The organism is Pseudomonas sp. No.117 (genome assembly GCF_054558395.1).
On record NZ_BAAJNP010000008.1, the window covers coordinates 34,865 to 55,762 of the forward strand.

The 20,898-nt window shown below is 65.8% G+C and carries 18 protein-coding genes; 9 read left to right on the top strand and 9 right to left on the bottom strand.

What is annotated here, in order from left to right; translation table 11 throughout:
- Positions 1-13: 13 nt before the first annotated feature.
- Together ACYJP6_RS19455 and cysS are read left to right on the top strand one after the other, a co-directional pair.
- Complete coding sequence (locus tag ACYJP6_RS19455) at positions 14-1,702, top strand: glutamine--tRNA ligase/YqeY domain fusion protein (RefSeq protein ID WP_459476961.1); 1,689 nt, start codon at positions 14-16, stop codon at positions 1,700-1,702.
- Entirely contained in the window at positions 1,702-3,087 is a 1,386-nt protein-coding gene (gene cysS, locus ACYJP6_RS19460; RefSeq protein WP_459476963.1) for a cysteine--tRNA ligase, read from the top strand. The genes ACYJP6_RS19455 and cysS overlap by 1 nt, the downstream gene beginning before the upstream one ends.
- A 293-nt stretch (positions 3,088-3,380) precedes the next feature.
- Here the strand turns inward: cysS and ACYJP6_RS19465 are convergent, their stop codons facing one another.
- A complete protein-coding gene (locus ACYJP6_RS19465; RefSeq protein WP_459476966.1) occupies positions 3,381-4,697 on the bottom strand; it encodes a DEAD/DEAH box helicase in 1,317 nt (438 codons plus the stop codon).
- Positions 4,698-4,835: 138 nt separating this feature from the next.
- Between ACYJP6_RS19465 and ACYJP6_RS19470 the strand changes: the two genes are divergently transcribed.
- Positions 4,836-6,725, top strand: coding sequence for a metallophosphoesterase family protein (locus ACYJP6_RS19470; RefSeq protein ID WP_459476969.1), 1,890 nt, complete (start codon positions 4,836-4,838; stop codon positions 6,723-6,725).
- Here the strand turns inward: ACYJP6_RS19470 and ACYJP6_RS19475 are convergent.
- The 6 genes from ACYJP6_RS19475 to ACYJP6_RS19500 all read right to left on the bottom strand — a co-directional run bounded on the left by ACYJP6_RS19475 (position 6,722) and on the right by ACYJP6_RS19500 (position 13,444).
- Positions 6,722-7,951, bottom strand: a complete 1,230-nt coding sequence (locus tag ACYJP6_RS19475; RefSeq protein WP_459476971.1) for a TIGR03862 family flavoprotein — start codon at positions 7,949-7,951, stop codon at positions 6,722-6,724. The genes ACYJP6_RS19470 and ACYJP6_RS19475 overlap by 4 nt on opposite strands.
- A 139-nt stretch (positions 7,952-8,090) precedes the next feature.
- Positions 8,091-9,332: a zinc-dependent alcohol dehydrogenase gene (locus ACYJP6_RS19480; protein ID WP_140217173.1), complete on the bottom strand. Its 1,242-nt coding sequence runs from the start codon at positions 9,330-9,332 to the stop codon at positions 8,091-8,093.
- Positions 9,333-9,486: 154 nt separating this feature from the next.
- Positions 9,487-10,263, bottom strand: coding sequence for an NYN domain-containing protein (locus ACYJP6_RS19485; RefSeq protein WP_459476973.1), 777 nt, complete (start codon positions 10,261-10,263; stop codon positions 9,487-9,489).
- Between the two features lie 12 nt (positions 10,264-10,275).
- Positions 10,276-11,202, bottom strand: a complete 927-nt coding sequence (locus tag ACYJP6_RS19490; RefSeq protein WP_459476975.1) for a histone deacetylase family protein — start codon at positions 11,200-11,202, stop codon at positions 10,276-10,278.
- On the bottom strand, positions 11,199-11,831 hold the full coding sequence (locus ACYJP6_RS19495) for an exopolysaccharide biosynthesis protein (RefSeq protein ID WP_459476977.1): 633 nt from the start codon (positions 11,829-11,831) through the stop codon (positions 11,199-11,201). Before ACYJP6_RS19495 ends, ACYJP6_RS19490 begins: the two co-directional genes overlap by 4 nt.
- Positions 11,828-13,444 (bottom strand): histidine kinase famiy protein, encoded by a 1,617-nt coding sequence (locus ACYJP6_RS19500; protein ID WP_459476979.1) that lies wholly within the window; start codon positions 13,442-13,444, stop codon positions 11,828-11,830. The genes ACYJP6_RS19495 and ACYJP6_RS19500 overlap by 4 nt, the downstream gene beginning before the upstream one ends.
- A gap of 171 nt (positions 13,445-13,615) precedes the next feature.
- Here ACYJP6_RS19500 and tesB point away from each other — a divergent pair, with 171 nt between their 5' ends.
- From tesB to ACYJP6_RS19515, 3 genes are all read left to right on the top strand, one after another.
- Positions 13,616-14,476: an acyl-CoA thioesterase II gene (gene tesB / locus ACYJP6_RS19505; RefSeq protein ID WP_459476981.1), complete on the top strand. Its 861-nt coding sequence runs from the start codon at positions 13,616-13,618 to the stop codon at positions 14,474-14,476.
- Positions 14,477-14,591: 115 nt separating this feature from the next.
- A complete protein-coding gene (locus tag ACYJP6_RS19510; protein ID WP_459476983.1) occupies positions 14,592-16,040 on the top strand; it encodes an ATPase domain-containing protein in 1,449 nt (482 codons plus the stop codon).
- A gap of 25 nt (positions 16,041-16,065) precedes the next feature.
- On the top strand, positions 16,066-16,434 hold the full coding sequence (locus tag ACYJP6_RS19515) for a response regulator (RefSeq protein ID WP_459476985.1): 369 nt from the start codon (positions 16,066-16,068) through the stop codon (positions 16,432-16,434).
- Between the two features lie 81 nt (positions 16,435-16,515).
- Here ACYJP6_RS19515 and ACYJP6_RS19520 read toward each other — a convergent pair whose 3' ends face one another.
- Complete coding sequence (locus ACYJP6_RS19520; protein WP_459476987.1) at positions 16,516-16,767, bottom strand: CsbD family protein; 252 nt, start codon at positions 16,765-16,767, stop codon at positions 16,516-16,518.
- 138 nt (positions 16,768-16,905) lie between these two features.
- On the opposite strand from ACYJP6_RS19520, the gene ACYJP6_RS19525 reads away from it, so the two are divergent.
- From ACYJP6_RS19525 to cadR, 3 genes are all read left to right on the top strand, one after another.
- Positions 16,906-18,309 carry a hypothetical protein gene (locus ACYJP6_RS19525; protein ID WP_459476989.1) on the top strand — a complete coding sequence of 468 codons (1,404 nt, stop codon included), beginning with the start codon at positions 16,906-16,908 and terminating at the stop codon, positions 18,307-18,309.
- A gap of 170 nt (positions 18,310-18,479) precedes the next feature.
- Positions 18,480-18,659 (top strand): hypothetical protein, encoded by a 180-nt coding sequence (locus ACYJP6_RS19530; protein ID WP_459476991.1) that lies wholly within the window; start codon positions 18,480-18,482, stop codon positions 18,657-18,659.
- Between the two features lie 186 nt (positions 18,660-18,845).
- A complete protein-coding gene (cadR, locus tag ACYJP6_RS19535) occupies positions 18,846-19,316 on the top strand; it encodes a Cd(II)/Pb(II)-responsive transcriptional regulator (protein ID WP_459476994.1) in 471 nt (156 codons plus the stop codon).
- On the opposite strand, the gene rimO is transcribed toward cadR, so the two are convergent.
- A complete protein-coding gene (gene rimO, locus ACYJP6_RS19540; protein ID WP_459477505.1) occupies positions 19,313-20,638 on the bottom strand; it encodes a 30S ribosomal protein S12 methylthiotransferase RimO in 1,326 nt (441 codons plus the stop codon). The genes cadR and rimO overlap by 4 nt on opposite strands.
- Positions 20,639-20,898: the final 260 nt, after the last annotated feature.

Sequence of the window (20,898 nt, forward strand, 5' to 3'; positions counted from 1 at the left end):
AGTTAAGGATCCCATGAGCAAGCCGACTTCCGACTCGTCCACCGCCGCCAAAGCCGCCCCCGCGCATTTCCTGCGGCAGATCGTCCAGGCCGACCTGGACGCCGGCAAGCAGGCCAAGATCGTCACTCGTTTCCCCCCGGAGCCCAACGGCTACCTGCACATCGGCCACGCCAAGTCGATCTGCGTCAACTTTGGCCTGGCCAAGGAATTCGGCGGCGACTGCCATCTGCGCTTCGACGACACCAATCCGGCCAAGGAAGACCAGGAGTACATCGACGCCATCAAGAGCGACGTGCACTGGCTGGGCTTCGACTGGGCCGGCGAGGTGCGCTACGCCTCCGGCTACTTCGACCAGCTCTATGCCTGGGCCGTCCACCTGATCGAGCAGGGTCTGGCCTACGTCTGCGACCTGACCCCCGAGCAGGCCCGCGAATACCGTGGCAGCCTCACCGAGCCGGGTCGCAACAGCCCCTTCCGCGACCGCTCCGTGGCCGAGAACCTCGACCTCCTCGCCCGCATGAAGGCCGGCGAATTCAAGGATGGCGAGAAGGTGCTGCGGGCCAAGATCGACATGGCCTCGCCCAACATGAACCTGCGCGATCCCATCCTCTATCGCATCCGTCACGCCCATCACCACCAGACCGGTGACGCCTGGTGCATCTACCCGAGCTACGACTTCACCCATGGCCAATCCGATGCCATCGAAGGCGTGACCCACTCCATCTGCACCCTGGAGTTCGAGGATCATCGGCCGCTGTACGAGTGGTTCCTGGCCCAGCTGCCGGTGCCGGCCCAGCCGCGCCAGTACGAATTCGCCCGCCTCAACCTGAACTACACCGTCACCAGCAAGCGCAAGCTCAAGCAGCTGGTGGATGAAAACCACGTGAACGGCTGGGACGACCCGCGCATGTCGACGCTGTCGGGCTATCGCCGTCGCGGCTACACCCCGGCTGCCATCCGCAATTTCTGCGAGATGATCGGTGTGACCCGCTCCAACGGCGTGGTCGACGTGGCCATGCTGGAATTCGCCATCCGCGAGGACCTGGACCAGAACGCCCCGCGCGCCATGTGCGTGCTCAAGCCGCTCAAGGTGGTGATCACTAACTACCCCGAGGGTCAGGTGGAAAACCTGGAGCTGGCGCGGCATCCCAAGCAGGACCTGGGCGTGCGGCAGCTGCCCTTCACCCGCGAGCTGTACATCGACCAGGGTGACTACGAAGAGAATCCGCCCAAGGGCTACAAGCGCCTGGAGCCGGGTGGCGAGGTACGCCTGCGCGGCAGCTACGTGATCCGCGCCGACGAGGCGATCAAGGATGCCGACGGCAAGGTCATCGAACTGCGCTGCAGCTACGACCCGGACACCCTGGGCAAGAATCCCGAGGGCCGCAAGGTCAAGGGCGTGATCCACTGGGTGCCGGCTGAAGGCAGCGTGGAATGCGAAGTGCGCCTCTACGATCGCCTGTTCCGTTCGCCGCAGCCGGAGAAGAGCGAGGAGGGCGGCAGCTTCCTCGACAACATCAATCCCGAGTCCCTGGTGGTGCTCCAGGGCTGCCGCGCCGAGCCGTCGCTGGCCCAGGCCCAGCCGGAAGACCGCTTCCAATTCGAGCGCGAAGGCTACTTCTGCGTCGATCTCAAGGATTCGGCGCCCGGCAAGCCGGTGTTCAACCGCACCGTGACCCTGCGCGACTCCTGGGGGCAATGATGGCGCTGCACCTCTACAACACCCTGACCAAGACCAAGGAAGCTTTCACGCCGCTAGTGCCGGGCCAGGTCCGCATGTACGTCTGCGGCATGACCGTCTACGATTACTGCCACCTGGGCCACGGTCGCAGCATGGTGGCCTTCGACGTCATCACCCGCTGGTTGCGCCATAGCGGCTACGACCTCACCTACGTGCGCAACATCACCGACATCGACGACAAGATCATCAACCGCGCCAATGCCAACGGTGAGCCCTTCACCGACCTGGTGGGCCGGATGATCGACGCCATGCACGAGGACGAGGCGCGGCTGAATATCTGCAAGCCCGACCAGGAGCCGCGCGCCACCGACCATATCGGCGGCATGCACGCCATGATCCAGACCCTGATCGACAAAGGCTACGCCTATGCCCCGGGCAATGGCGACGTCTACTACCGGGTCAACCGTTTCGCCGGCTACGGCAAGCTGTCGCGGCGGCGGATCGAGGACCTGCGCATCGGTGCCCGCATCGAGCCGGGCGAGGCCAAGGAAGATCCGCTGGACTTCGTCCTGTGGAAAGGCGCCAAGCCGGGCGAGCCGAGCTGGCCGTCGCCCTGGGGCGAGGGGCGGCCGGGCTGGCACATCGAGTGCTCGGTGATGTCCACCTGCTGCCTGGGCGAGACCTTCGACATCCACGGCGGCGGCAACGACCTGGAATTCCCGCACCACGAGAACGAGATCGCCCAGAGCGAGGCGGCCACCGGCAAGACCTACGCCAACGCCTGGCTGCATTGCGGGATGATCACCATCAACGGCGAGAAGATGTCCAAGTCCCTGGGTAACTTCTTCACCCTGCGCGAGGTGCTGGAGAAGTACCACCCGGAGGTGGTGCGCTACCTGCTGATCGCCAGCCACTACCGCAGCCCGATCAACTACTCGGAAGACAACCTGCGCGAAGCCAAGGGTGCCCTGGAGCGCTTCTACCACTCGCTCAAGGGCCTGCCCCAGGCACCGGCCCAAGGTGGCGAAAGCTACGCCGAGCGCTTTGCCCAGTGCATGGACGACGACTTCAACACCGCCGGTGCCTGTGGCGTGCTGTTTGAGCTGGCCCGCGAGGTCAATCGCCTGCGCGACAGCGATCCCGCCGCGGCCGCCGGCCTGGCCGGGCGTCTGCGCGAGCTGGGCGAGGTGCTGGGCGTGCTGCAACTGGAGCCGGAAGCCTTCCTGCGCGCCGATGCGACGGGCCGGGTGGACGCGGCCGAGGTCGAGGCGCTTATCCAGTCCCGGCTGACCGCACGTGCCGAGAAGAACTGGGCAGAGTCCGACCGTATCCGTGACCAGCTCACCGCCCTGGGCGTAGTGCTGGAAGACGGCAAGGGCGGCACCACCTGGCGCCTGGCGGAGTAGGCCTGCGATCGGGTGGATGACGGTTCTGCGTCATCCGCCTGGTCTCGCCTGTTCCACCTCCCTGGAAAACGCTCCGCGGTTTTCCAGGCTACGGGACTACGTGCCGCCGTAGGTTGGGTTGAGACGGCTCTATCGTCGAAGCCCAACATGGCCTGCGCCACGAGGTCATGTTGGGCTTCGCTGCGCTCAACCCAACCTACGGTCTATCGCGGCCATGGCTGCGATAAGACAGCTGCTCCTACAACAGCATCGTAGGGTGGATGACGGCGCAGCCTTGTCCACCACCCCAATCCTTACGGCTTCTTGCGCGGCTTGCCAAAGCCAGGTGCCTTGCGCACCGACTTGACCTTCGGCTTGCCGTCTTCCACCCAGCGGCCCAGCGGCTTGTCGGACACCGGTGCGCCGACCTTGGGTTTCTTCGGCTTCTTGGGTTTCTTCATGACCAGTCCGCCCGGGCCGGTCTGGGGGACGCGGTGGTCGGGGATAAAATCCGGCTCGTCGCGGCGCATGAGGATCTGGCCAATCAGGGTCTCGATGGCCGCCAACTGTTCGACTTCATCGGCGCAGACCAGCGACACCGCCTGGCCCTGGTTGCCCGCGCGGCCGGTCCGGCCGATGCGGTGGACATAGTCTTCCGCCACGATGGGCAGGTCCAGGTTGACCACCAGCGGCAGGTCCTGGATATCCAGGCCACGAGCGGCCACGTCGGTGGCCACCAGGATGTCGGCCTCGCCGGCCTTGAAGCGGGCGAGGGAACGCAGCCGCGCGGGCTGGGGCTTGTCGCCATGGATGGACTCCGCCGCCAGGCCTTCGGCCTGCAGGGCTTCCACTAGTTGCTCCACGCCTTTGCGGGTCTTGGCGAATACCAGCACCTGCTGGCGGCGTCCGCTGCGGTAGAGGTGCAGGAACAGCTCGGTCTTGCGCTTCTTGTCGACCGGTATCACCCACTGCTTGACGGTGACGGCAGCGGTGTTGCGTGGACTGACGTCGATGGTCTGTGGATCGCGCAGCACCGGGGCGGCCAGCTGGCGTACGGCATCGGAGAAGGTCGCCGAGAACAGCAGGGTCTGGCGCTTGCGCGGCAGCATGACGAACAACTCGCCCAACTGCCGGGAAAAGCCCAGGTCGAGCATGCGATCGGCTTCGTCCAGCACCAGCAGCTGCACCTGGTCGAAGCGCACGGCGTTCTGGTTGAACAGGTCGAGCAGCCGGCCCGGGGTCGCCACCAGCACGTCCACACCCTTGCGTAGCTTCATCATCTGCGGATTGATGCTGACGCCACCATAGGCCACGGCGGTACGCAGCGGCAGGTGCTGGGCATAGTCACGCAGGCTGGCGTGGACCTGTTCGGCCAGTTCGCGGGTGGGGGTGAGGATCAGGGCGCGGATGTGGTTGGGCGCCACTGCGGGACCTTCCTGCACCAGCCGCTGCAGCAGCGGCAGGCCGAAGGCGCCGGTCTTGCCGGTACCGGTCTGGGCCGCGGCCAGCAGGTCGCGACCGGCCAGTACCGCCGGGATCGCCTGGCGCTGAATGGGAGTAGGGGAGCTGTGCTCCAGTGCGGTAAGGGCGCTCAGCAGCGGCTCGATGAGGCCGAGGTCGGCAAAGGTCATGACAGGCCTGGATGGCGACGAAAAGGGAGCGAATTCTAGGCCGACTGTGATGCGCGCTCAAACTTTGTAGCCAGGCGGCGGCTGCACGCTGAATCCCGGCGCGGCATAGTGGTCAGTTCTGCGGCCACAGGAGACCCCATGATCGACGCGAGTGCCTTACCCCCGGTATTGGCTGGTCCGCTGCTGCGGCGGGTCGAGTCGTCGCGGCTGTTGCTCTGGCTGGTGACCACTGGTGCCGAGCCGCCAGGTCCGCAGCTGTGGCAGGACGGCGTCGAGCTGGCGCTGCATAGCAAGGTGCGTTGCCTGCGCCTGGGCGAACAGGCCTATCTGCAGCTGATCGAGGTCTGGCCGCAGGCGGCGTTGCCGACGGATGCCTTCATCGCCTATGACCTGCAGCTGCCGGTGGGCGGGATCCGCGACTGGGCGCCGCAGCTGCTCGACATCCAGGGCGAACTGCCACGTTTCGTCCTGCGCGCCCGCTTCGATCATCTGCTGCACGGCTCCTGCCGCAAGCCCCACCATGCCTCGGCCGATGGCCTGGTCGCGGTCGATCGCCTGCTGCAGGGCAGCGACACCGCCCGGGATCGGCCGGCGGCGCTGCTGCTTACCGGTGACCAGGTCTATGCCGACGACGTGGCCGGGCCCATGCTGCTGGCCGTGCAGGCGCTGATCCGTCGTCTCGGCCTGTATGGCGAGTTGCTAGAAGGCGCCGTGGTGGCGGACAGCGAGGCGCTGATGGCCCATGCGGCCAACCTCTACCATCGCGAAGACCTGCTGCCGGCCTTCAAGTCCAACCGGGCGCTGCGCGAGCGCTTTTTCGGCGGGGTGGAGAAACCTATTTTCACCTCTACCAATGCGCACAATCACCTGGTGACCCTGAGCGAGGTCCTGGCCCTGTACCTGCTCTGCTGGTCGCCGACGCCCTGGACCCTGATCGAGGTCGAATCGCCGATGCTGGACGACCAGGACCGCGAACGCTATGCCCGGGAGTCGCGCTGCATCGAGGCCTTCGTGGCGACGCTGCCCCAGGCGGCGCGCGCCCTGGCCAGCGTGCCGACGCTGATGATCTTCGACGACCACGATGTCACCGACGACTGGAACCTGTCCGCGCGCTGGGAGGAAACCGCCTACGGCCATCCCTTCTCGCGGCGGATCATCGGTAATGCGCTACTGGCCTATCTGCTGTGCCAGGCTTGGGGCAACTCACCCGAGTCGGTGACCGAACCCCTGGCGGCCACGGAGCGATTACTGGCCACGGCGGGAGACGACGGCAAGCTGGATTGCCCGGCGCAGAACGCCTGTATCGACGACCTCCTGGCTTTCCAGGGTTGGCACTACGTCCTCAAGACCGAACCGCCCTTGATCGTGCTGGATACCCGCACCCGGCGCTGGCGCAGTGAGCGACGCCTGGAGCATCCCTCGGGGCTGATGGACTGGGAAGCCCTCTGCGAGCTGCAGCAGGATTTGCTGGACCATCCCTCGGCAGTGATCGTATCGGCGGCGCCCATGTTCGGCGTCAAGCTGATCGAGGCGGTGCAGCGCATCTTCACCTGGTTCGGCCAGCCACTGATGGTGGACGCCGAGAACTGGATGGCCCATCCCGGTGCGGCCAAGACCATGCTCAACATCTTTCGCCACCGCCGTACCCCGGGCAACTACGTGGTGCTGTCCGGTGACGTCCACTATTCCTTCGTTTACGACATCCGCATCCGCGATAGACGCGGCGAGCCGCGGCTCTGGCAGATCACCAGCAGTGGCATCAAGAACGAATTCCCGCCGCGCCTGCTGGCGACGCTGGACCGGCTCAACCGTTGGCTCTATGCCCCCTGGTCGCCGCTCAATGGCTTCACCAAGCGGCGTCGCTGGGAGCTGCAGCCGCGGCTGCCGGATCGACGCGATGCCGGTGAACGGCTGTGGAACGGTGCCGGCATCGGCCAGGTGCTGCTGGACGCGGAAGGGCGGCCGGCGGTGATCCGGCAACACAATGCCGATGGCTCGCCGGCGACGGAGTTCGTCGAGCGTTCCTAGCGCTGCGCCAGCCAGCGCAATACGCCCTGGCCTGCCGCCCGCCCGCTGGCGAAGCAGGCGGTGAGCAGATAGCCCCCGGTGGGCGCCTCCCAGTCGAGCATCTCGCCCGCGCAGAAGACGCCGGGTAGTTGCTTGAGCATCAGGCCTTCATCCAGCGCCTCCAAAGGCACACCACCGGCGCTGCTGATGGCCTCGGCCAAGGGACGCGGTTTTACTACGGTAAGATGCGCGGCCTTGCAGGCCTGGGCCAGCCGGTTCATGTCCTGGAAGGCCTCCGCCGGTGCCAGTTCGCGGAGCAGGGCGGCCTTGGCACCATCGATCCCGGCCTGGCGGCGCAGATGGTTGGCCAGGGATTGACTGCCCCTGGGTCTGGCCAGGGCGCGGCTGAGTTCGACGACATCCCGTTGCGGCGCGAGGTCCAGCATCAGGGTGGCCTGGCCGTCCCGGGCGATGGCCGCCCGAATCTCCGCCGACAGGGCATAGACGAGGCTGCCTTCGATCCCGCTCTCGGTCAGCACGAATTCCCCCTGACGCGGCGGCTGGCCGGACAGGGCCAGGGCGGCGGGCTTGATGGGGGCGCCGGCATGACGGGTCTTGAGCAGGTCGCTCCAGCCCGCCACCTCGAAACCGCAATTGGCCGGTTCCAGGGCTCGTAGCGCGATGCCTCGCTCGGCCAGCAGGGCCTGCCAGGCGCCGTCCGACCCCAGGCGCGGCCAACTGCCGCCGCCGAGCGCCAGCACGCAGGCCTGGGCCTGGACGCTACGCTCGCCGTCGGGCGTGGCCAGGCGCAGCCGGCCCTCGGCGTCCCAGCCGAGCCAGCGACTGCGGGTATGGATGCGCACACCCTGATCGCGCAGCCGATGCAGCCAGGCACGCAGGAGGGGCGCGGCCTTCATGTCGGTGGGGAAGACCCGTCCTGAGGTGCCGACGAAGGTGTCGATGCCCAGCTCATGAATCCAGCCGCGCAGGGCCTGGCTGTCGAACCCATCGAGCCACTGGCCGACGCCCGTTTCGCGCTCGCGATAGCGCTGACGAAAGGCGGGCTGATCTTCGGCATGGGTAATGTTCATGCCACCGACGCCTGCCAGCAGGAACTTGCGCCCCACGGAGGGCATGGCGTCGAAGAGCTCCACTGCCAGGCCTGCGGCCGCCAGGGTCTCGGCCGCCATCAGGCCGGCGGGGCCACCCCCGATGACGACGACAGGGGCGGAGGAAGAGAAAGGCATGGCGGCATCCAGCGACAACGGAAAACCGCCATTGTACGCGAGGCTATCAGAGCCTGTTGTTCATGACCTAGTGAGCTAGAGACAAACAAGGTCTTTTCAACACCGTTTGGCCGACGCGCAGAAGGTCATGAACAGGCTCTTAGACCACGCCGGCCTGACCCAGAGGCGCTGCCAGCGGTTCTTCTAGCCGTTCGGGAATGATCGGCTCGGTCCGCCCAGGCGTGAGGATCACCTTGCGGCAGTCCTCCTGCTTCTTGTCGAAGATCTTGTAGCCGTCGACCGCCTGCTCCAGGGACAACCGGTGAGTGATGATGGCCTCCGGCGCCAGGTCACCGCGCTCAATGTGCTCCAGTAGCTCCGGCAGGTAGCGCTGCACGTGAGTCTGGCCCATCTTGAAGGTCAGGCCCTTGTCGAAGGCATCGCCGAACAGGAAGCCGTGGATGAAGCCGGCATAGACGCCTGGCACGCTGACGCTACCCCCGCGGCGGACCGCGGCGATGCACTGGCGCAGGGCCTTGCCGCTGCTGCCTTCCAGCTTCAGGTTGGCGAGAATGGTCTCGGTGGTGCTGCCCTTGGCCTCGAAGCCCACGGCATCCACCACACCGTCCACCCCGCGCTTGCCTGGCGTCTGCTCGATGATGGTGGCGGCCGGGTCGTCGTCCTCGTCGAAATTGATCGGGATGACGCCATAGGTCCGCTGCGCGTAGGCCAGGCGATAGGGGTGGTGATCGACCATGAAGATGCGCTCGGCGCCGAGCATCTTAGCGCAGGCCGCCGACAGCAGGCCCACCGGTCCGGCGCCGTAGATGGCGATGCTCGATCCCTGGCCGATGCCGGCATTGAGCACGGCCTGCCAGGCAGTGGGCAGGATATCGGAGAGGAACAGCACCTTCTCGTCGGCCAAGGTACCCGGCACCTTGAAGGGACCGGTGTTGGCCTTGGGCACCCGCACGTATTCGGCCTGGCCGCCCGGCACGCCGCCATAGAGATGGCTGAAGCCGAACAGCGCAGCGCCCGGCGGAATCTGCTTCTTGTTGAGGATGGCGCCACGCCCGGTATTGGTGGTCTCGCAGGCGGCGTAGAGGTCCTGGTTGCAGAAGAAGCAGCTGCCGCAGGCGATGACGAAAGGAATCACCACCCTGTCACCCTTTTGTACGGCGGTGACCCCCGGTCCGGTTTCCTCGACGATGCCCATGAATTCGTGACCGAAGATGTCGCCGTGCTCCACGGTGGGAATCTTGCCGCGATAGAGGTGCAGGTCCGAGCCGCAGATGGCCGTGGCGGTCACCCGCAGGACGATGTCGTCGGCGTCCTGGATAGTCGGATCGGGTACGGTATCGACGCGGACATCGTGGGCACCGTGGTAGGTCAAGGCTCGCATGGCGGTCTCCGTTAGGTAGCGTTCACCTAGGGTGGAGGCCGTCGCCAGCCGAGCGGTTCCGCGACGTCGGACCGATGGTATGGCACCTTGATGGCTACTGTTCGCGGCTTTTTGGCGCTGTCGTGCGGGCCAGAGCCGGGCAAGCGCAGCGGCTTCAACGATTGCGGATATACACCGCCTTGCCGGCACTGCCATCGGCCGGATCCCGTTCCTGGACCTCGAAGCGATCGCCATGGGCCTTCACCAGGCCGCTGAACTTGCGATGCCCGTAGAGGCGGGCATCGAAGTCGGGCCGCACCTTGCCCAGGTTGGCGCCGACCATGCCCAGGTTGGCCCAGCCGCCCTCGTCGGAGGCGTCTTCCACGGCCTGCTCGATCAGCTTGAGGATGGTGCTCAGCTTGGGCTTGCCACGGTTGGTGGTAGCCGGCTTGTCCGAGGTGCTCGCGGTCTCGCGCGTTTCTTCGCGCGGCTTGGACCTGAGGATCTCGGTATAGATGAATCTGTCGCAGGCCGAGACGAAGGGATCCGGGGTCTTTTCCTCGCCGAAGCCGTAGACCGTCAGCCCCTCCTCGCGCAGCCGCGCGGCCAGGCGGGTGAAGTCGCTGTCGCTGGAGACCAGGCAGAAGCCGTCGAAGCGACGGGTGTAGAGCAGGTCCATGGCGTCGATGATCAGGGCGCTGTCAGTGGCGTTCTTGCCCTTGGTGTAGCCGAATTGCTGCACCGGTTGAATGGAGTGGTCGAGCAGCACCTTCTTCCAGCTGTTCAGCTGGGGTTGGGTCCAGTCGCCATAGATGCGCTTGACGCTGGCCACGCCGAAGCGGGCGATCTCGGCCATGAGGCCGTCGACGATGGCGGCCGGGGCGTTGTCGGCGTCGATCAGCACGGCCAGGCGCGCCTGGCTCGATTCGGGTGTCTTGGCGGTCTTGCTCATGGAAACTCCTGTTCAGTTCAGGCCCAGCTCGTGCCAGACCTGGGTCGCCGTGTGGTGCAGGATGCCGTGCCGGCGGGCCAGGGCACTGCGGTCGGCCGAATAGCCACCGCCGATCACCCCTACCACCGGTATATCCGCCGCCAGGCAGCGTCGCAAGACGAAGCCATCACGGGCGGCGAGCCCGGCATCGGTCAGCGCCAGATAACCCAGGGCGTCGTCGCGGTGCACGTCCACCCCGGCGTCGTAGAGCACCACATCGGGTTGGTAGAGCGGCAGCAGGTAGTCCAGGGCCTCTTCCAGGACCTGCAGGTAGCCGGCGTCGTCCAGCCCGCGCGGCAGGGGAATGTCCCAGTCGCTCTGGGCCTTGCGCGCCGGATAATTGGTCGCACAGTGCAAGGACACGGTGATGGCGTCGGGTACTTCGGCGAGGATCCGGGCCGTGCCGTCACCCTGGTGGACGTCGCAATCCAGGATCAGTACCCGCCCGGCGCGCCCGCTTTCCAGCAGCGACAGCGCCAGGATGGCCAGGTCGTTGAAGATGCAGAAGCCAGCCGGGTAGTCATGGTGGGCATGGTGGGTGCCGCCGGCGAGATGGCAGGCCAGACCGTGCCTCAGGGCTAGGTCGAGGGTGAGCAGGGAGCCACCCACGGCGCGGATGGTGCGGCGGACCAGGGGCTCGCTCCAGGGTAGCCCCAGCTGGCGTTGCAGCGGCGGCGGCAAGTCGCCGGCCTGGAAGGCCTGGATGTAGGCAGGGGCATGCGCCAGGGCGAGCAATTCGTCCGGGCAGAGTGCGGGACGCTGCCAGTTGTCCGGGCCCAGCACACCGGTGGCGGTCAGGTGCTCGTGCAGCAGCCGGAATTTCTCCATGGGGAAGCGATGGCCGGCGGGGAAGGGCGGACTGTAGTCCTCGTGGTAGACCAGGGGCAGGCGGGCGCTCAAAACACCACCAGCTCCAGCACGAACCAGACGATACCGGTGCAGAAGCCCAGCGCCAGGAGGAACAGCAGGCCATCGCGGGCAATCAGCGACAGCGCGAAGGAGGTCAGGGCGAGGCCGGCCGTGGTATTGGCGAAGGGCACCAGGTCCAGCACCGGCATGGTCGCGGCGATCAGGATGCAGAGCAGGGCGGTGACGAAGTGCGCAGGGCGCGAGGTCAGTACCCGTAGGCGCGGCTTGACCACCTTGTCCACCCAGCGGGCAGGCTTCTGCAGCAAGCGGAGCGATTTGCGCAGCTTGCGCCGCGAGACAGTGCGTTCCAGCACCCAGTGCGGCAGCCAGAAATGGTCACGGCCGATCAGCAGTTGGGCACTCACCAGCATGACGAAGACGGCGATGGCGGTGGCGATGCCGGGAATACCGGTCAGGGGCGAGATCGCCAGCACCCCGGGCAGCAGGATCATGGGGCCGAAGGAGCGGCTGCCGATGGCGTCGATCAGGTGCCGGACCGAGACCAGCTCGGGGCTGTTGCCGACCCGTTCCAGGCAGGCGAGGAAGCTCTGGAGATCCACCGGACCCTCCTGCCCGGTATCGCAGTGGGTCGGTTCACGCTCCAGGGCCTCCTCCTTCATGGCTGGCCGGCGTCCAGCATGCGGCGGATCCAGCGCGTCAGATCCTGGCGGCCATAGGGTTTGTTGAGGATGGGGAAGCGCTCGCTGCTGCCTTCCTCGAGCTCCAGGGCGTTGTTCGCATAACCGGTGGTGAGCAGGATGCGCAGCTCGGGCCGGCGCCGTTGGGCCTCCTTGGCGAGCATCACTCCATTCATCCCTCCGGGCATGATCAGGTCGCTGAACAGCAGGTCGATGGCGGGCTCACGAGCCAGCACATCAAGGGCCTGCTGGCCATTGTAGGCCACCAGTACCTGGTAGCCGGTCTCCTCGAGGATGGCCTGGGCCAGGGCCGCCACGTCCGGACGGTCATCCACCACCAGGATGGTCTCCGAGCCCCCGCCGTCTTCGTGCGGGGTCGGCAGCGGCACCGGATGTTCGCGCGCCTCTTCCTCGGAAACCGGGAAGTAGAGTCGCACCGAGGTGCCTATGCCGACTTCGGAATAGAGCTTGACCAGCCCGCCCGACTGCTTGAGGAAGCCATAGACCATCGACAGGCCGAGGCCGCTGCCTTGCCCTTCGTCGCGGGTGGTGAAGAAGGGATCAAGCGCCCGGCCGAGGATGTCGGTGGGCATGCCGCAGCCGGTGTCGGTGAGGGCGATACAGACGTAGTGCCCCTGGGACAGCCCGCCGTGGGCCAGGTCTTGCCCGGTCACCTCCACATTGAGGGTTTCCAGGGTCAGGGTGCCGGTACCGCGCTCCTGCATGGCTAGCCGCGCGTTATCGACGATGTTGACCAGCGCCGTCTCCAGCTGGATCGGGTCGAGGCGGCAAGGCCACAGCCCGGGGGCTGGCCGGAAGATGAAGCGGAAGGGGGCTCCCAGCACCTGGGACAGGCGCGCCTGGCGAGCCGTGATGAGCTGGTTGAGATCCACGGCGCGGCCGGTCAGGCGCTGCTTGCGGGCGAAGGCCAGCAACTGCTGGGTGAGCGTGGCCGCGCGATTCACCGCGTCGCGGGTATTGTCGACATGCCGCTTGGCCTTGTCGCGATCCAGCTCGGGGCGATCCAGGTTGATCCTGAGAATGTCCAGGTAGCCGACCATCACCTGCAGCAGGTTGTTGAAGTCGTGGGCGATACCACCGGTCAGCTGGCCCAGGGCTTCCATCTTCTGCGCCTGGCGTAGGGCGTCCTCGGCATCGCGGCGGCGCGACACGTCCAGTTGCGAGGCGAAGTAATAGATCAGTTCGCCTTCGGCGTCGAGGACCGGGGAAATGAACAGCGCATTCCAGAAGGTCGTGCCGTCCTTGCGATAGTTGAGCAATTCGATGTCGCAGTCACGCTGCTCGCGCACGGCATCGCGGATTTCGGCGATGTGCTCCGGCCGGGTGTCGGGACCCTGCAGGAAGCGGCAGTTGCGGCCCAGCACCTCGTCCAGCTCGTAGCCGGTGGTGCGCAGGAAGGCGCCGTTGGCGAAGATGATCGGATTGTCCGGCTGGTGAGGATCGGTGACGATCATCGGCATCCGCGTCTTCTTCACCGCGGCGAAGAAGATATCGTTGTGCCCGAGACCTTTGCCCAGCTCGGCGAGCTGCGCGGCGGACGCTGCGGGAGACGAAGCGGTTGAGGTGTCGGTCATGGAAAGCAAGCCTGCGAGCGGACAGCGGTACCTGCATTGTGACCGCTAATGCGCCGACAAGCTCCACCAGTTATCGTTATAGGATGAGTAATCTGTCCAGTTGCGAGGCGAACGCGCAGAATTTGACCGGTTTTGCGTATGATGACCGCTCTCTGTCAAGGAACCCTCCCCATGAGCAAGGTGCTGGACAACCTGGTCGATCTCCTGACCCTCGAATCCCTGGCTCCCGATCTGTATCGGGGTGGCAGCCAGGATCTCGGCTTTCCCCAGCTCTTCGGTGGACAGGTGCTCGGTCAGGCCCTGTCGGCGGCCAGCCAGACGGTTCCCGAGGCACGCCGCGTGCACTCCCTGCATGGCTATTTCCTGCGCGCCGGCTCCGCCGTGGAGGCCGTCACCTACCAGGTGGATCGAATCCGCGACGGCGGCAGTTTCTCGACCCGCCGCGTCACGGCCTTCCAGGGCGACCAGCCGATCTTCTTCTGCAGCGCGTCCTTCCATATAGAGGAACCGGGCTTCGAGCACCAGACCACCATGCCCGAGGTCCCCGCGCCCGAGACGCTGCAATCGGAAATCGCCCATGCGCAGCGCTACGCCGAGCTGATACCGGCGCCGCTGCGCGACAAGCTGCTGGGGCCGCGGCCGATCGAGATGCGGCCGGTGGTCTTCACCGATCCCTTCCAGCCGGAGCCCACCGCGGCGGTCCGCCACGTCTGGTTCCGCGCCACCGGGGACCTGCCCGACCAGCCGGCCCTGCATCGCTACCTGCTGGCCTACGCCTCTGACTTCAATCTGTTGCCCAGCTCCCTGCTACCCCATGGCACCAGCTTCTGGGATCGCTCGCTGCAGATCGCCAGCCTCGACCATGCGGTCTGGTTCCATCGCGATTTCCGCCTGGACGACTGGCTGCTGTACGCCATCGACAGCCCCTGGGCCGGTGGTGCCCGTGGGCTTTGCCGTGGCAGCATCTACAACCGTGCCGGCCAGCTGGTGGCGTCGGTCGCCCAGGAAGGCCTGATCCGCAAGCGCGGCTGAAGCCAGGCCGCTCTAGCTGGCTATTTACGCAGTAGTTTTATAGGCTCATGCCTGCGAAGAAGCGGACGTACCCCAGCGGTCGTTCCGGACACACCATCAGTTTGAGGCATCGTTCTTGAATCGACTCGAGCGCGTCGTAACCGGTATCCAGGGGCTGGATGAGATCTTGAAGGGAGGCCTGGTGGCAGGTGCGTCCTATGTCATCCAGGGACGGCCGGGCTCCGGTAAATCGATCATGGCCAATCAGATCGCCTTCAACCACGTGCGCGGTGGTGGTCGGGTGCTCTTCGCGACCATGCTCTCGGAAACCCACGAGCGGATGTTCCAATTCTTCTCCACCCTGGATTTCTTCGATCGCTCCTGCATCGGTGACCAGGTCCAGTACCTCAGTGCCTTCGACACCATGGAAGGCGAGGGGCTGGATGAGGTGGTCCGCCTGCTGCGCCGGGAGATCAGTCGGCAGAAGGCCAGCCTGCTGGTGGTCGATGGGCTGCTCAATGCCCGTTCGCGTGCGGAAACCCCCATAGATACCAAGAAGTTCATCGCCGAGTTGCAGGGGCATGCGGCCTTCGCCGGCTGCACGGTGATCTTCCTCACCAGCGCGCGCCTGGAAGATGGCAGCCCCGAGCACACCATGGTCGACGGCGTCCTGGATCTGCACGAGGAAGAGATCGGTAGTCGCAGCATCCGCCGCCTGGCCCTGCGCAAGACCCGGGGCAGCGGTGCGCTGCCGGGGTTCCACGAATTCACCATCTCCGATGCCGGCATCACCGTGTTCCCGCGCCTGGAGACGCTCTACCGCGATCCCTCCGGCGCCTCGACCTACCGGGTCGGCCATGAGCGGGTGAGCAGCGGCATCCCCTCGCTGGACGCCATGGTCGGATCGGGTCTGCCGGAAAGTTCGGCGACCCTGATCGTCGGGCCTTCCGGCGCCGGCAAGACCTCCATCAGCCTGAACTTCCTGTCAGCCTGCACCCCGGAGGCACCGGGGCTGATGTTCAGCTTCTACGAGCCGCCCGAGCGGCTGTACCTGAAGGCGGCCTCCCTGGGTATCGATCTGGCCGGGCAGGTGGACAAGGGCGCCCTGCATCTGCACTGGCAGCCCACCACCGAATTGCGCATCGACGAGGTCGGGTTGCACCTGCTGGCGCTGATCGAACAGCACGGCATCAAGCGGCTGGTGATCGACAGCCTGGGCGCCATCGCGCGCTTCGTCCAGCCACAAGGACGGCTCATCGAATACTTCAGCGCCCTACTGAACGAGCTACGTGCCCGCGGCGTCACAGTGATAGCCACCTGGGAATTGCGTGACGTGTTCGGTGCCGATATCGCGGCGCCAGCCCCGGAACTTTCCAGCATGGTGGACAATCTGGTTTTGCTGCGATTCGTCGAGGCCGAGGCGGAAATCAAGCGGGTGCTGTCCATCCTCAAGGTACGAGACAGCGTTTATGACCCCTCGTTGTGCGAACTGATCATAGGCCACTCGGGAATCGAACTGAAAAAGGCATTCAAAGACATGGTGAAGGTACTGTCAGGTTCAGCCATGCCCTCCACACAACCATGATCGCGTCGGCTGGGAGAGTTTCCACATGACGACGATACTGGTAGTCGATGACGAATTCCTGATAGCGGACATCCTGGCCTTCGCCCTTGAGGACGAAGGCTACATGGTGGTCAAGGCGAGCAATGGCCGCCGTGCGCTTGACGTCTTCGATAGAGAACTACCGTCGCTGGTCATCACCGATTTCATGATGCCTATCATGAATGGCCGCGAGCTGGCCGAAGCCCTGCGCGAACGCCAGGGCCTGCAACATCTGCCCATCATCCTGATGAGCGGGGCCCAGGCCCATCTGGCCCAGGAAAGCGCCGAGCTGTTCGACGCCGTGTTCCAGAAGCCCTTCAACATCGGCGATATCGTGGACACGGTGCGCAAGCACCTCGTCGCCCTGGAACAGTGATCGGCCCCAAAACAAAAAGGCCTGTCTGAGCAGGCCTTTTTGTTTTGGGGCTGGCGTCTGCGCCAGCCCCGCGCCTCCCTATCAGGAGCGCGAAAGCAGTACGCCAAGGACGAAGCCGATACCACCGGCGACGGCCAGGGCGGTGAAGGGCTTGTCGGCGGTCACGTTACGAGCGCAATCGATGGCCTGGCCATACTGCTCCTGCAGCTTGCCTTCGAGCTGACGGGCCTTGCCCTCGGCTTGCCAGTCGGCATTGCCGGTCGCCGCGCCGAAGCTATCCTGGACCTTGCCGGTGGCGTCCTTGGCATTGCCTATGATCTGATCGGTATTCATAAATGCACCTCGTGTTGTGGAAACGGGGGAGGTCATGCCAAGCGGCATGCTTCCTGTATTGATCCGCGCCAGACGTATTTCGTTCAGGTGCAATTCGTTTCTCGCGACATCTATCGCGATTCCCTGCCGAGAGGATCCATGATTTCCAGCCGTCTTTCCGCCTTCTGCCTGTTGTCGCTGCTGGCGGGCTGTGCCTCCCAGCAGCAGTCCCCCGCGCCGGCCACCGACGCCGAAGATCTCTTCGCTCGCCCCCTCGTCCCCGGCAGCGTGCTGCGCGACGATTCCCGCCTGCAGCTGGCCTTGGCCCTGGCGGATGGCGGCTCTGCCCTGGTGGCCCTGGACTGCGCCCGGGACCAGGCGGAACTGCTCTACCTGGACGGCGCCCAGCGGGTCTACCCCGGCCGGGTGAATGGCTACGCCGCACCGCTCTCCTTGAGCGCGCCCAAGGTCGCCGTGTTGAAGCAGCGACCCGAGCTGGCCGCGCTCTGCGCGCAACCGGCCGCGGCGGATTGGCGCGTGCTGGCCAGTGCCCCGGGGGGCGACAGCCTGGCGATCGATCGCAACAGCCTGGTGGACAGTGCTGGCGTGCGCCGCTTCTGGGGCGGTCAGCAGCTGGCCGCCCAGCTGCTGACGCCGCGTTATGGCGCCCCGGTGCGGCAGTGGCGCGAATCCCTGGCCGCCGACTGCACGGCGCGCCGTTACGTGCTGTTGGCGCGCTACGGGCTCGATGACAGCGGGCGGATCACCGACGGTCAGCCGGGCAACCTGAGCCAGGAAGCCTTCGCGGCCGCCCCGGTCGAGCGGCGTACCCTGCTCGAAGCCGCCTGTGACCGTCGCGATGCCCTGCTGGCGGCGCCGCGCCTGGGTAGGCTAACGCCCGTTGCCAAGGCACCTGCCGCCGCGCCGACGACCAATGACTTGCCGGCGGCCCAGGCGCAGCCGTTGCAGGCGCTCCAGGCCTTGGCACTGCCGGCGCCGCGCCTGGCCGTGCAGCGCTTCGTCGAAGAGGGTGAGAGCCGCTACGACGGCCAGGTCCGTCCCTACCGCGAGGAGGTCCAGGTCAGTGCCGGAGCCCTGCCGGGCCTGTTGAGGTTCAGTGCGCTGGGCAAGGCCGCGCGGGTGGAGACGCTCAACTGGCGTGGCCTGATCGACCTGGTGCGCAGCACTCGCATCGACAGCGCCAACCCGCCCATGGAAGAGCTGGCCAGCCTGAGCCAGCTGAGCTTCAGTGGCGACTGGCGTACCCTGGCCATCGGCAGCCAGGTCGGCTACCAGGCGCAGCAGACCCTCACCGGCAATCTCAAGGGTGCCGAGCAGCGCGAGATCCGGGTGTCCTGCAAGGTGGTGGGCGAGGCGGAGGCACGTCAGGTGCTGGCTTCCCTGAAGGGCCGCGCCAAGACGCTGGAATGCCGGCATGGTGAGTCCGGTAGTGGCCCGACCAGCCGCTGGACCTACCTGGAGGACTACGGCTTCTTCCACATGACCCGCGTGGGCGCCGGGCAAGCCATGGGTCTGGACAAGCACCTGAGCGAGTTGCGATAGCCCGCGCCAGAGCGGTCCCAGGGAATTTACCTTGGCAGGAAGGTGCCAGGAGTTCCCTTAGGATATTTGCCCTTTAGGTAAATATCACTCTACAAAATGCGACTTTTTGGCGAATTAGTACTGGGAGTACGCTGTGTCTATCGAAGCAGCACAACCAAGAGGTATTCGCTATGAAAGTCCTGGGTATGCAAGCGCTGGTCGCCGTCCTGTTCGTGGGCCTGTTGTCCGGTACCGCCTCCGCCGCCAGCCGCGATGTATCCAACAAGTCCATCCGGGCCAACGCCCAAGCGCAGTTCCAGTCGGAGCATCCGGCCCGGACTTCCGCGCTGTACCAGAACAACGCCAACTGAGGTTGGTGCTGTCCCGACGCCCCGGCGACCCACTCATCGCCGGGGCGTCGTCTTGTCTGGCTATCCTCAAGCGCGCCGTGGGCGTGCCGGCTTGACCTCTGGGTATGGGCCCCTGGGCGCCGATAACCCTTGCCCCAGAGCGTTCGACGTTGCACGCTGGGCGGATAGCAGAGTCCGAGGTGGGCAATGAAGATCGGCGAACTGGCCAGGCGTACCGACTGCGCGGTGGAGACCATCCGCTACTACGAGCGAGAAGGGTTGCTCAGTCCGGCGGCCCGCAGCAGCAGCAACTACCGCAGCTATGAAGAGAGCCACGTCGAACGGCTGGTGTTCGTCCGGCACTGCCGCTCCCTCGACATGACGCTGGAGGAAATCCGCGCGCTACTGGCGCTGCGCGATACCAGCGAACCCGGTTGCGCTCAGGTGGATGCCCTGATCGGTGCCCATCTGCACCACGTGGAAGTGCGCATCCGCGAACTCAGCCAACTACGGGAACAACTAGTGAGCTTGCGTCACCAATGCCAGGGAGAGGGCGACGGCGCCCGTTGCGGCATCCTGCGGGAACTCGGCCAGCCGGCCGCGCCGTCACCGACCCAGGCGCACTGCAGCGCGGCCGGACACGCCCATGTGCCCGGCACGCACCGCCTCCACGATTAGCGCGCTTCGGCCCAGAGATCGTATTCGTCGGCGTCGGTCACCCGTACCCAGACCTTGTCTCCGGCCTTGAGCGGAGTGGCGCTGTCAACATAGACGTTGCCGTCGATTTCCGGGGCATCGGCGAAGGAGCGGCCGATGGCGCCCTGGTCGTCCACCTCGTCGATCAGTACCTCGATCTCCCGCCCGATCTTGAGCTGCAGGCGCGCGGCGGAGATGGCCTGCTGGTGGGCCATGAAGCGTTCCCAGCGGTCTTGCTTGACGTCATCCGCGACCGGCTCCAGCCCCAGGTCGTTGGCCGGGGCGCCGTCAACCGGTGAATACTGGAAGCAGCCGACACGATCCAGCTGGGCCTCGGTGAGCCAGTCCAGCAGGTACTGGAAGTCTTCCTCGGTCTCGCCGGGGAAGCCGACGATGAAGGTGGAGCGGATGGTCAGTTCCGGGCAGATCTCGCGCCAGCGCTTGATGCGCGCCAGGGTCTTGTCCTCGAACGCCGGGCGCTTCATGGACTTGAGCACCTTGGGGCTGGCGTGCTGGAAGGGGATGTCCAGATAGGGCAGCAGCTTGCCGGCGGCCATCAGCGGAATGACGTCATCGACGTTGGGGTAGGGGTAGACGTAGTGCAGCCGCACCCAGACGCCCATGCCCGACAGCGCCTCGCACAGTTCCAGCATGCGCGTCTTGACCGGCTGGCCGTTCCAGAAGTCCAGCTTGTACTTGAGGTCCACGCCATAGGCACTGGTGTCCTGGGAGATCACCAGCAGCTCCTTGACGCCCGCCTTGACCAGGCGCTCGGCCTCGGACAGCACGTCGCCCACGGGCCGGCTGACCAGCTTGCCGCGCATGGAGGGGATGATGCAGAAGCTGCAGCTGTGGTTGCAGCCCTCGGAAATCTTCAGATAGGCATAGTGGCGCGGGGTCAGCTTGATGCCCTGGGGCGGCACCAGGTCGATCAGCGGATTGTGCTCGAGCTGCGGCGGGACCACCTCATGGACGGCACTGACCACCTGCTCGTATTGCTGCGGGCCGGTCACCGCCAGGACGCTGGGATGCACGCCGCGGATGTTGCCCTCGTCGACGCCCATGCAACCGGTGACGATCACCTTGCCGTTCTCGGCGATGGCCTCGCCGATGGCGTCCAGGGACTCGGCCTTGGCACTGTCGATGAAGCCGCAGGTGTTGACCACCACCACGTCGGCATCTTCATAGGTCGGCACGATCTCGTAGCCTTCCATGCGCAGCTGGGTGAGGATGCGTTCGGAGTCGACGGTGGCCTTGGGACAGCCGAGGCTGACGAAACCGACCTTGGGGGCGGACGTTTGGATGGACATGGGCTAACCTCGGCGGGCGCTCAGGAGGCGCCTTGATCAAAAAACGCGCGATTCTAGCCATCTCTGCCCGTGCTTGGAAGAGGAAAGGACGGCGCATCGATAGCGCAGAGCTTTTTGCCGACAGAAGAGTCTATGTTGCGGAAGGCGCTGCGCTGAGGGGTTGTCCTCCCTGCCGTGCCGGTCTTTCGACTTGATCCCGGCGCCGCTTCGGCGCAGGATGCGCCGATTTTCGACTCTAGGAGCCCTGCATGAGC

What these genes read in the sequence shown, in the direction of transcription:
- ACYJP6_RS19470 (WP_459476969.1), top strand. Translation starts at nt 4,836, where the DNA reads ATGATCGACGCGAGTGCCTTACCCCCGGTATTGGCTGGTCCGCTGCTG.
- ACYJP6_RS19455 (WP_459476961.1), top strand. Translation starts at nt 14, where the DNA reads ATGAGCAAGCCGACTTCCGACTCGTCCACCGCCGCCAAAGCCGCCCCC.
- ACYJP6_RS19465 (WP_459476966.1), bottom strand. Translation starts at nt 4,697, where the DNA reads ATGACCTTTGCCGACCTCGGCCTCATCGAGCCGCTGCTGAGCGCCCTT.
- ACYJP6_RS19475 (WP_459476971.1), bottom strand. Translation starts at nt 7,951, where the DNA reads ATGCCTTTCTCTTCCTCCGCCCCTGTCGTCGTCATCGGGGGTGGCCCC.
- tesB (WP_459476981.1), top strand. Translation starts at nt 13,616, where the DNA reads ATGAGCAAGGTGCTGGACAACCTGGTCGATCTCCTGACCCTCGAATCC.
- ACYJP6_RS19480 (WP_140217173.1), bottom strand. Translation starts at nt 9,332, where the DNA reads ATGCGAGCCTTGACCTACCACGGTGCCCACGATGTCCGCGTCGATACC.
- cysS (WP_459476963.1), top strand. Translation starts at nt 1,702, where the DNA reads ATGGCGCTGCACCTCTACAACACCCTGACCAAGACCAAGGAAGCTTTC.
- ACYJP6_RS19515 (WP_459476985.1), top strand. Translation starts at nt 16,066, where the DNA reads ATGACGACGATACTGGTAGTCGATGACGAATTCCTGATAGCGGACATC.
- ACYJP6_RS19530 (WP_459476991.1), top strand. Translation starts at nt 18,480, where the DNA reads ATGAAAGTCCTGGGTATGCAAGCGCTGGTCGCCGTCCTGTTCGTGGGC.
- ACYJP6_RS19500 (WP_459476979.1), bottom strand. Translation starts at nt 13,444, where the DNA reads ATGACCGACACCTCAACCGCTTCGTCTCCCGCAGCGTCCGCCGCGCAG.
- ACYJP6_RS19485 (WP_459476973.1), bottom strand. Translation starts at nt 10,263, where the DNA reads ATGAGCAAGACCGCCAAGACACCCGAATCGAGCCAGGCGCGCCTGGCC.
- ACYJP6_RS19520 (WP_459476987.1), bottom strand. Translation starts at nt 16,767, where the DNA reads ATGAATACCGATCAGATCATAGGCAATGCCAAGGACGCCACCGGCAAG.
- ACYJP6_RS19495 (WP_459476977.1), bottom strand. Translation starts at nt 11,831, where the DNA reads ATGAAGGAGGAGGCCCTGGAGCGTGAACCGACCCACTGCGATACCGGG.
- cadR (WP_459476994.1), top strand. Translation starts at nt 18,846, where the DNA reads ATGAAGATCGGCGAACTGGCCAGGCGTACCGACTGCGCGGTGGAGACC.
- ACYJP6_RS19525 (WP_459476989.1), top strand. Translation starts at nt 16,906, where the DNA reads ATGATTTCCAGCCGTCTTTCCGCCTTCTGCCTGTTGTCGCTGCTGGCG.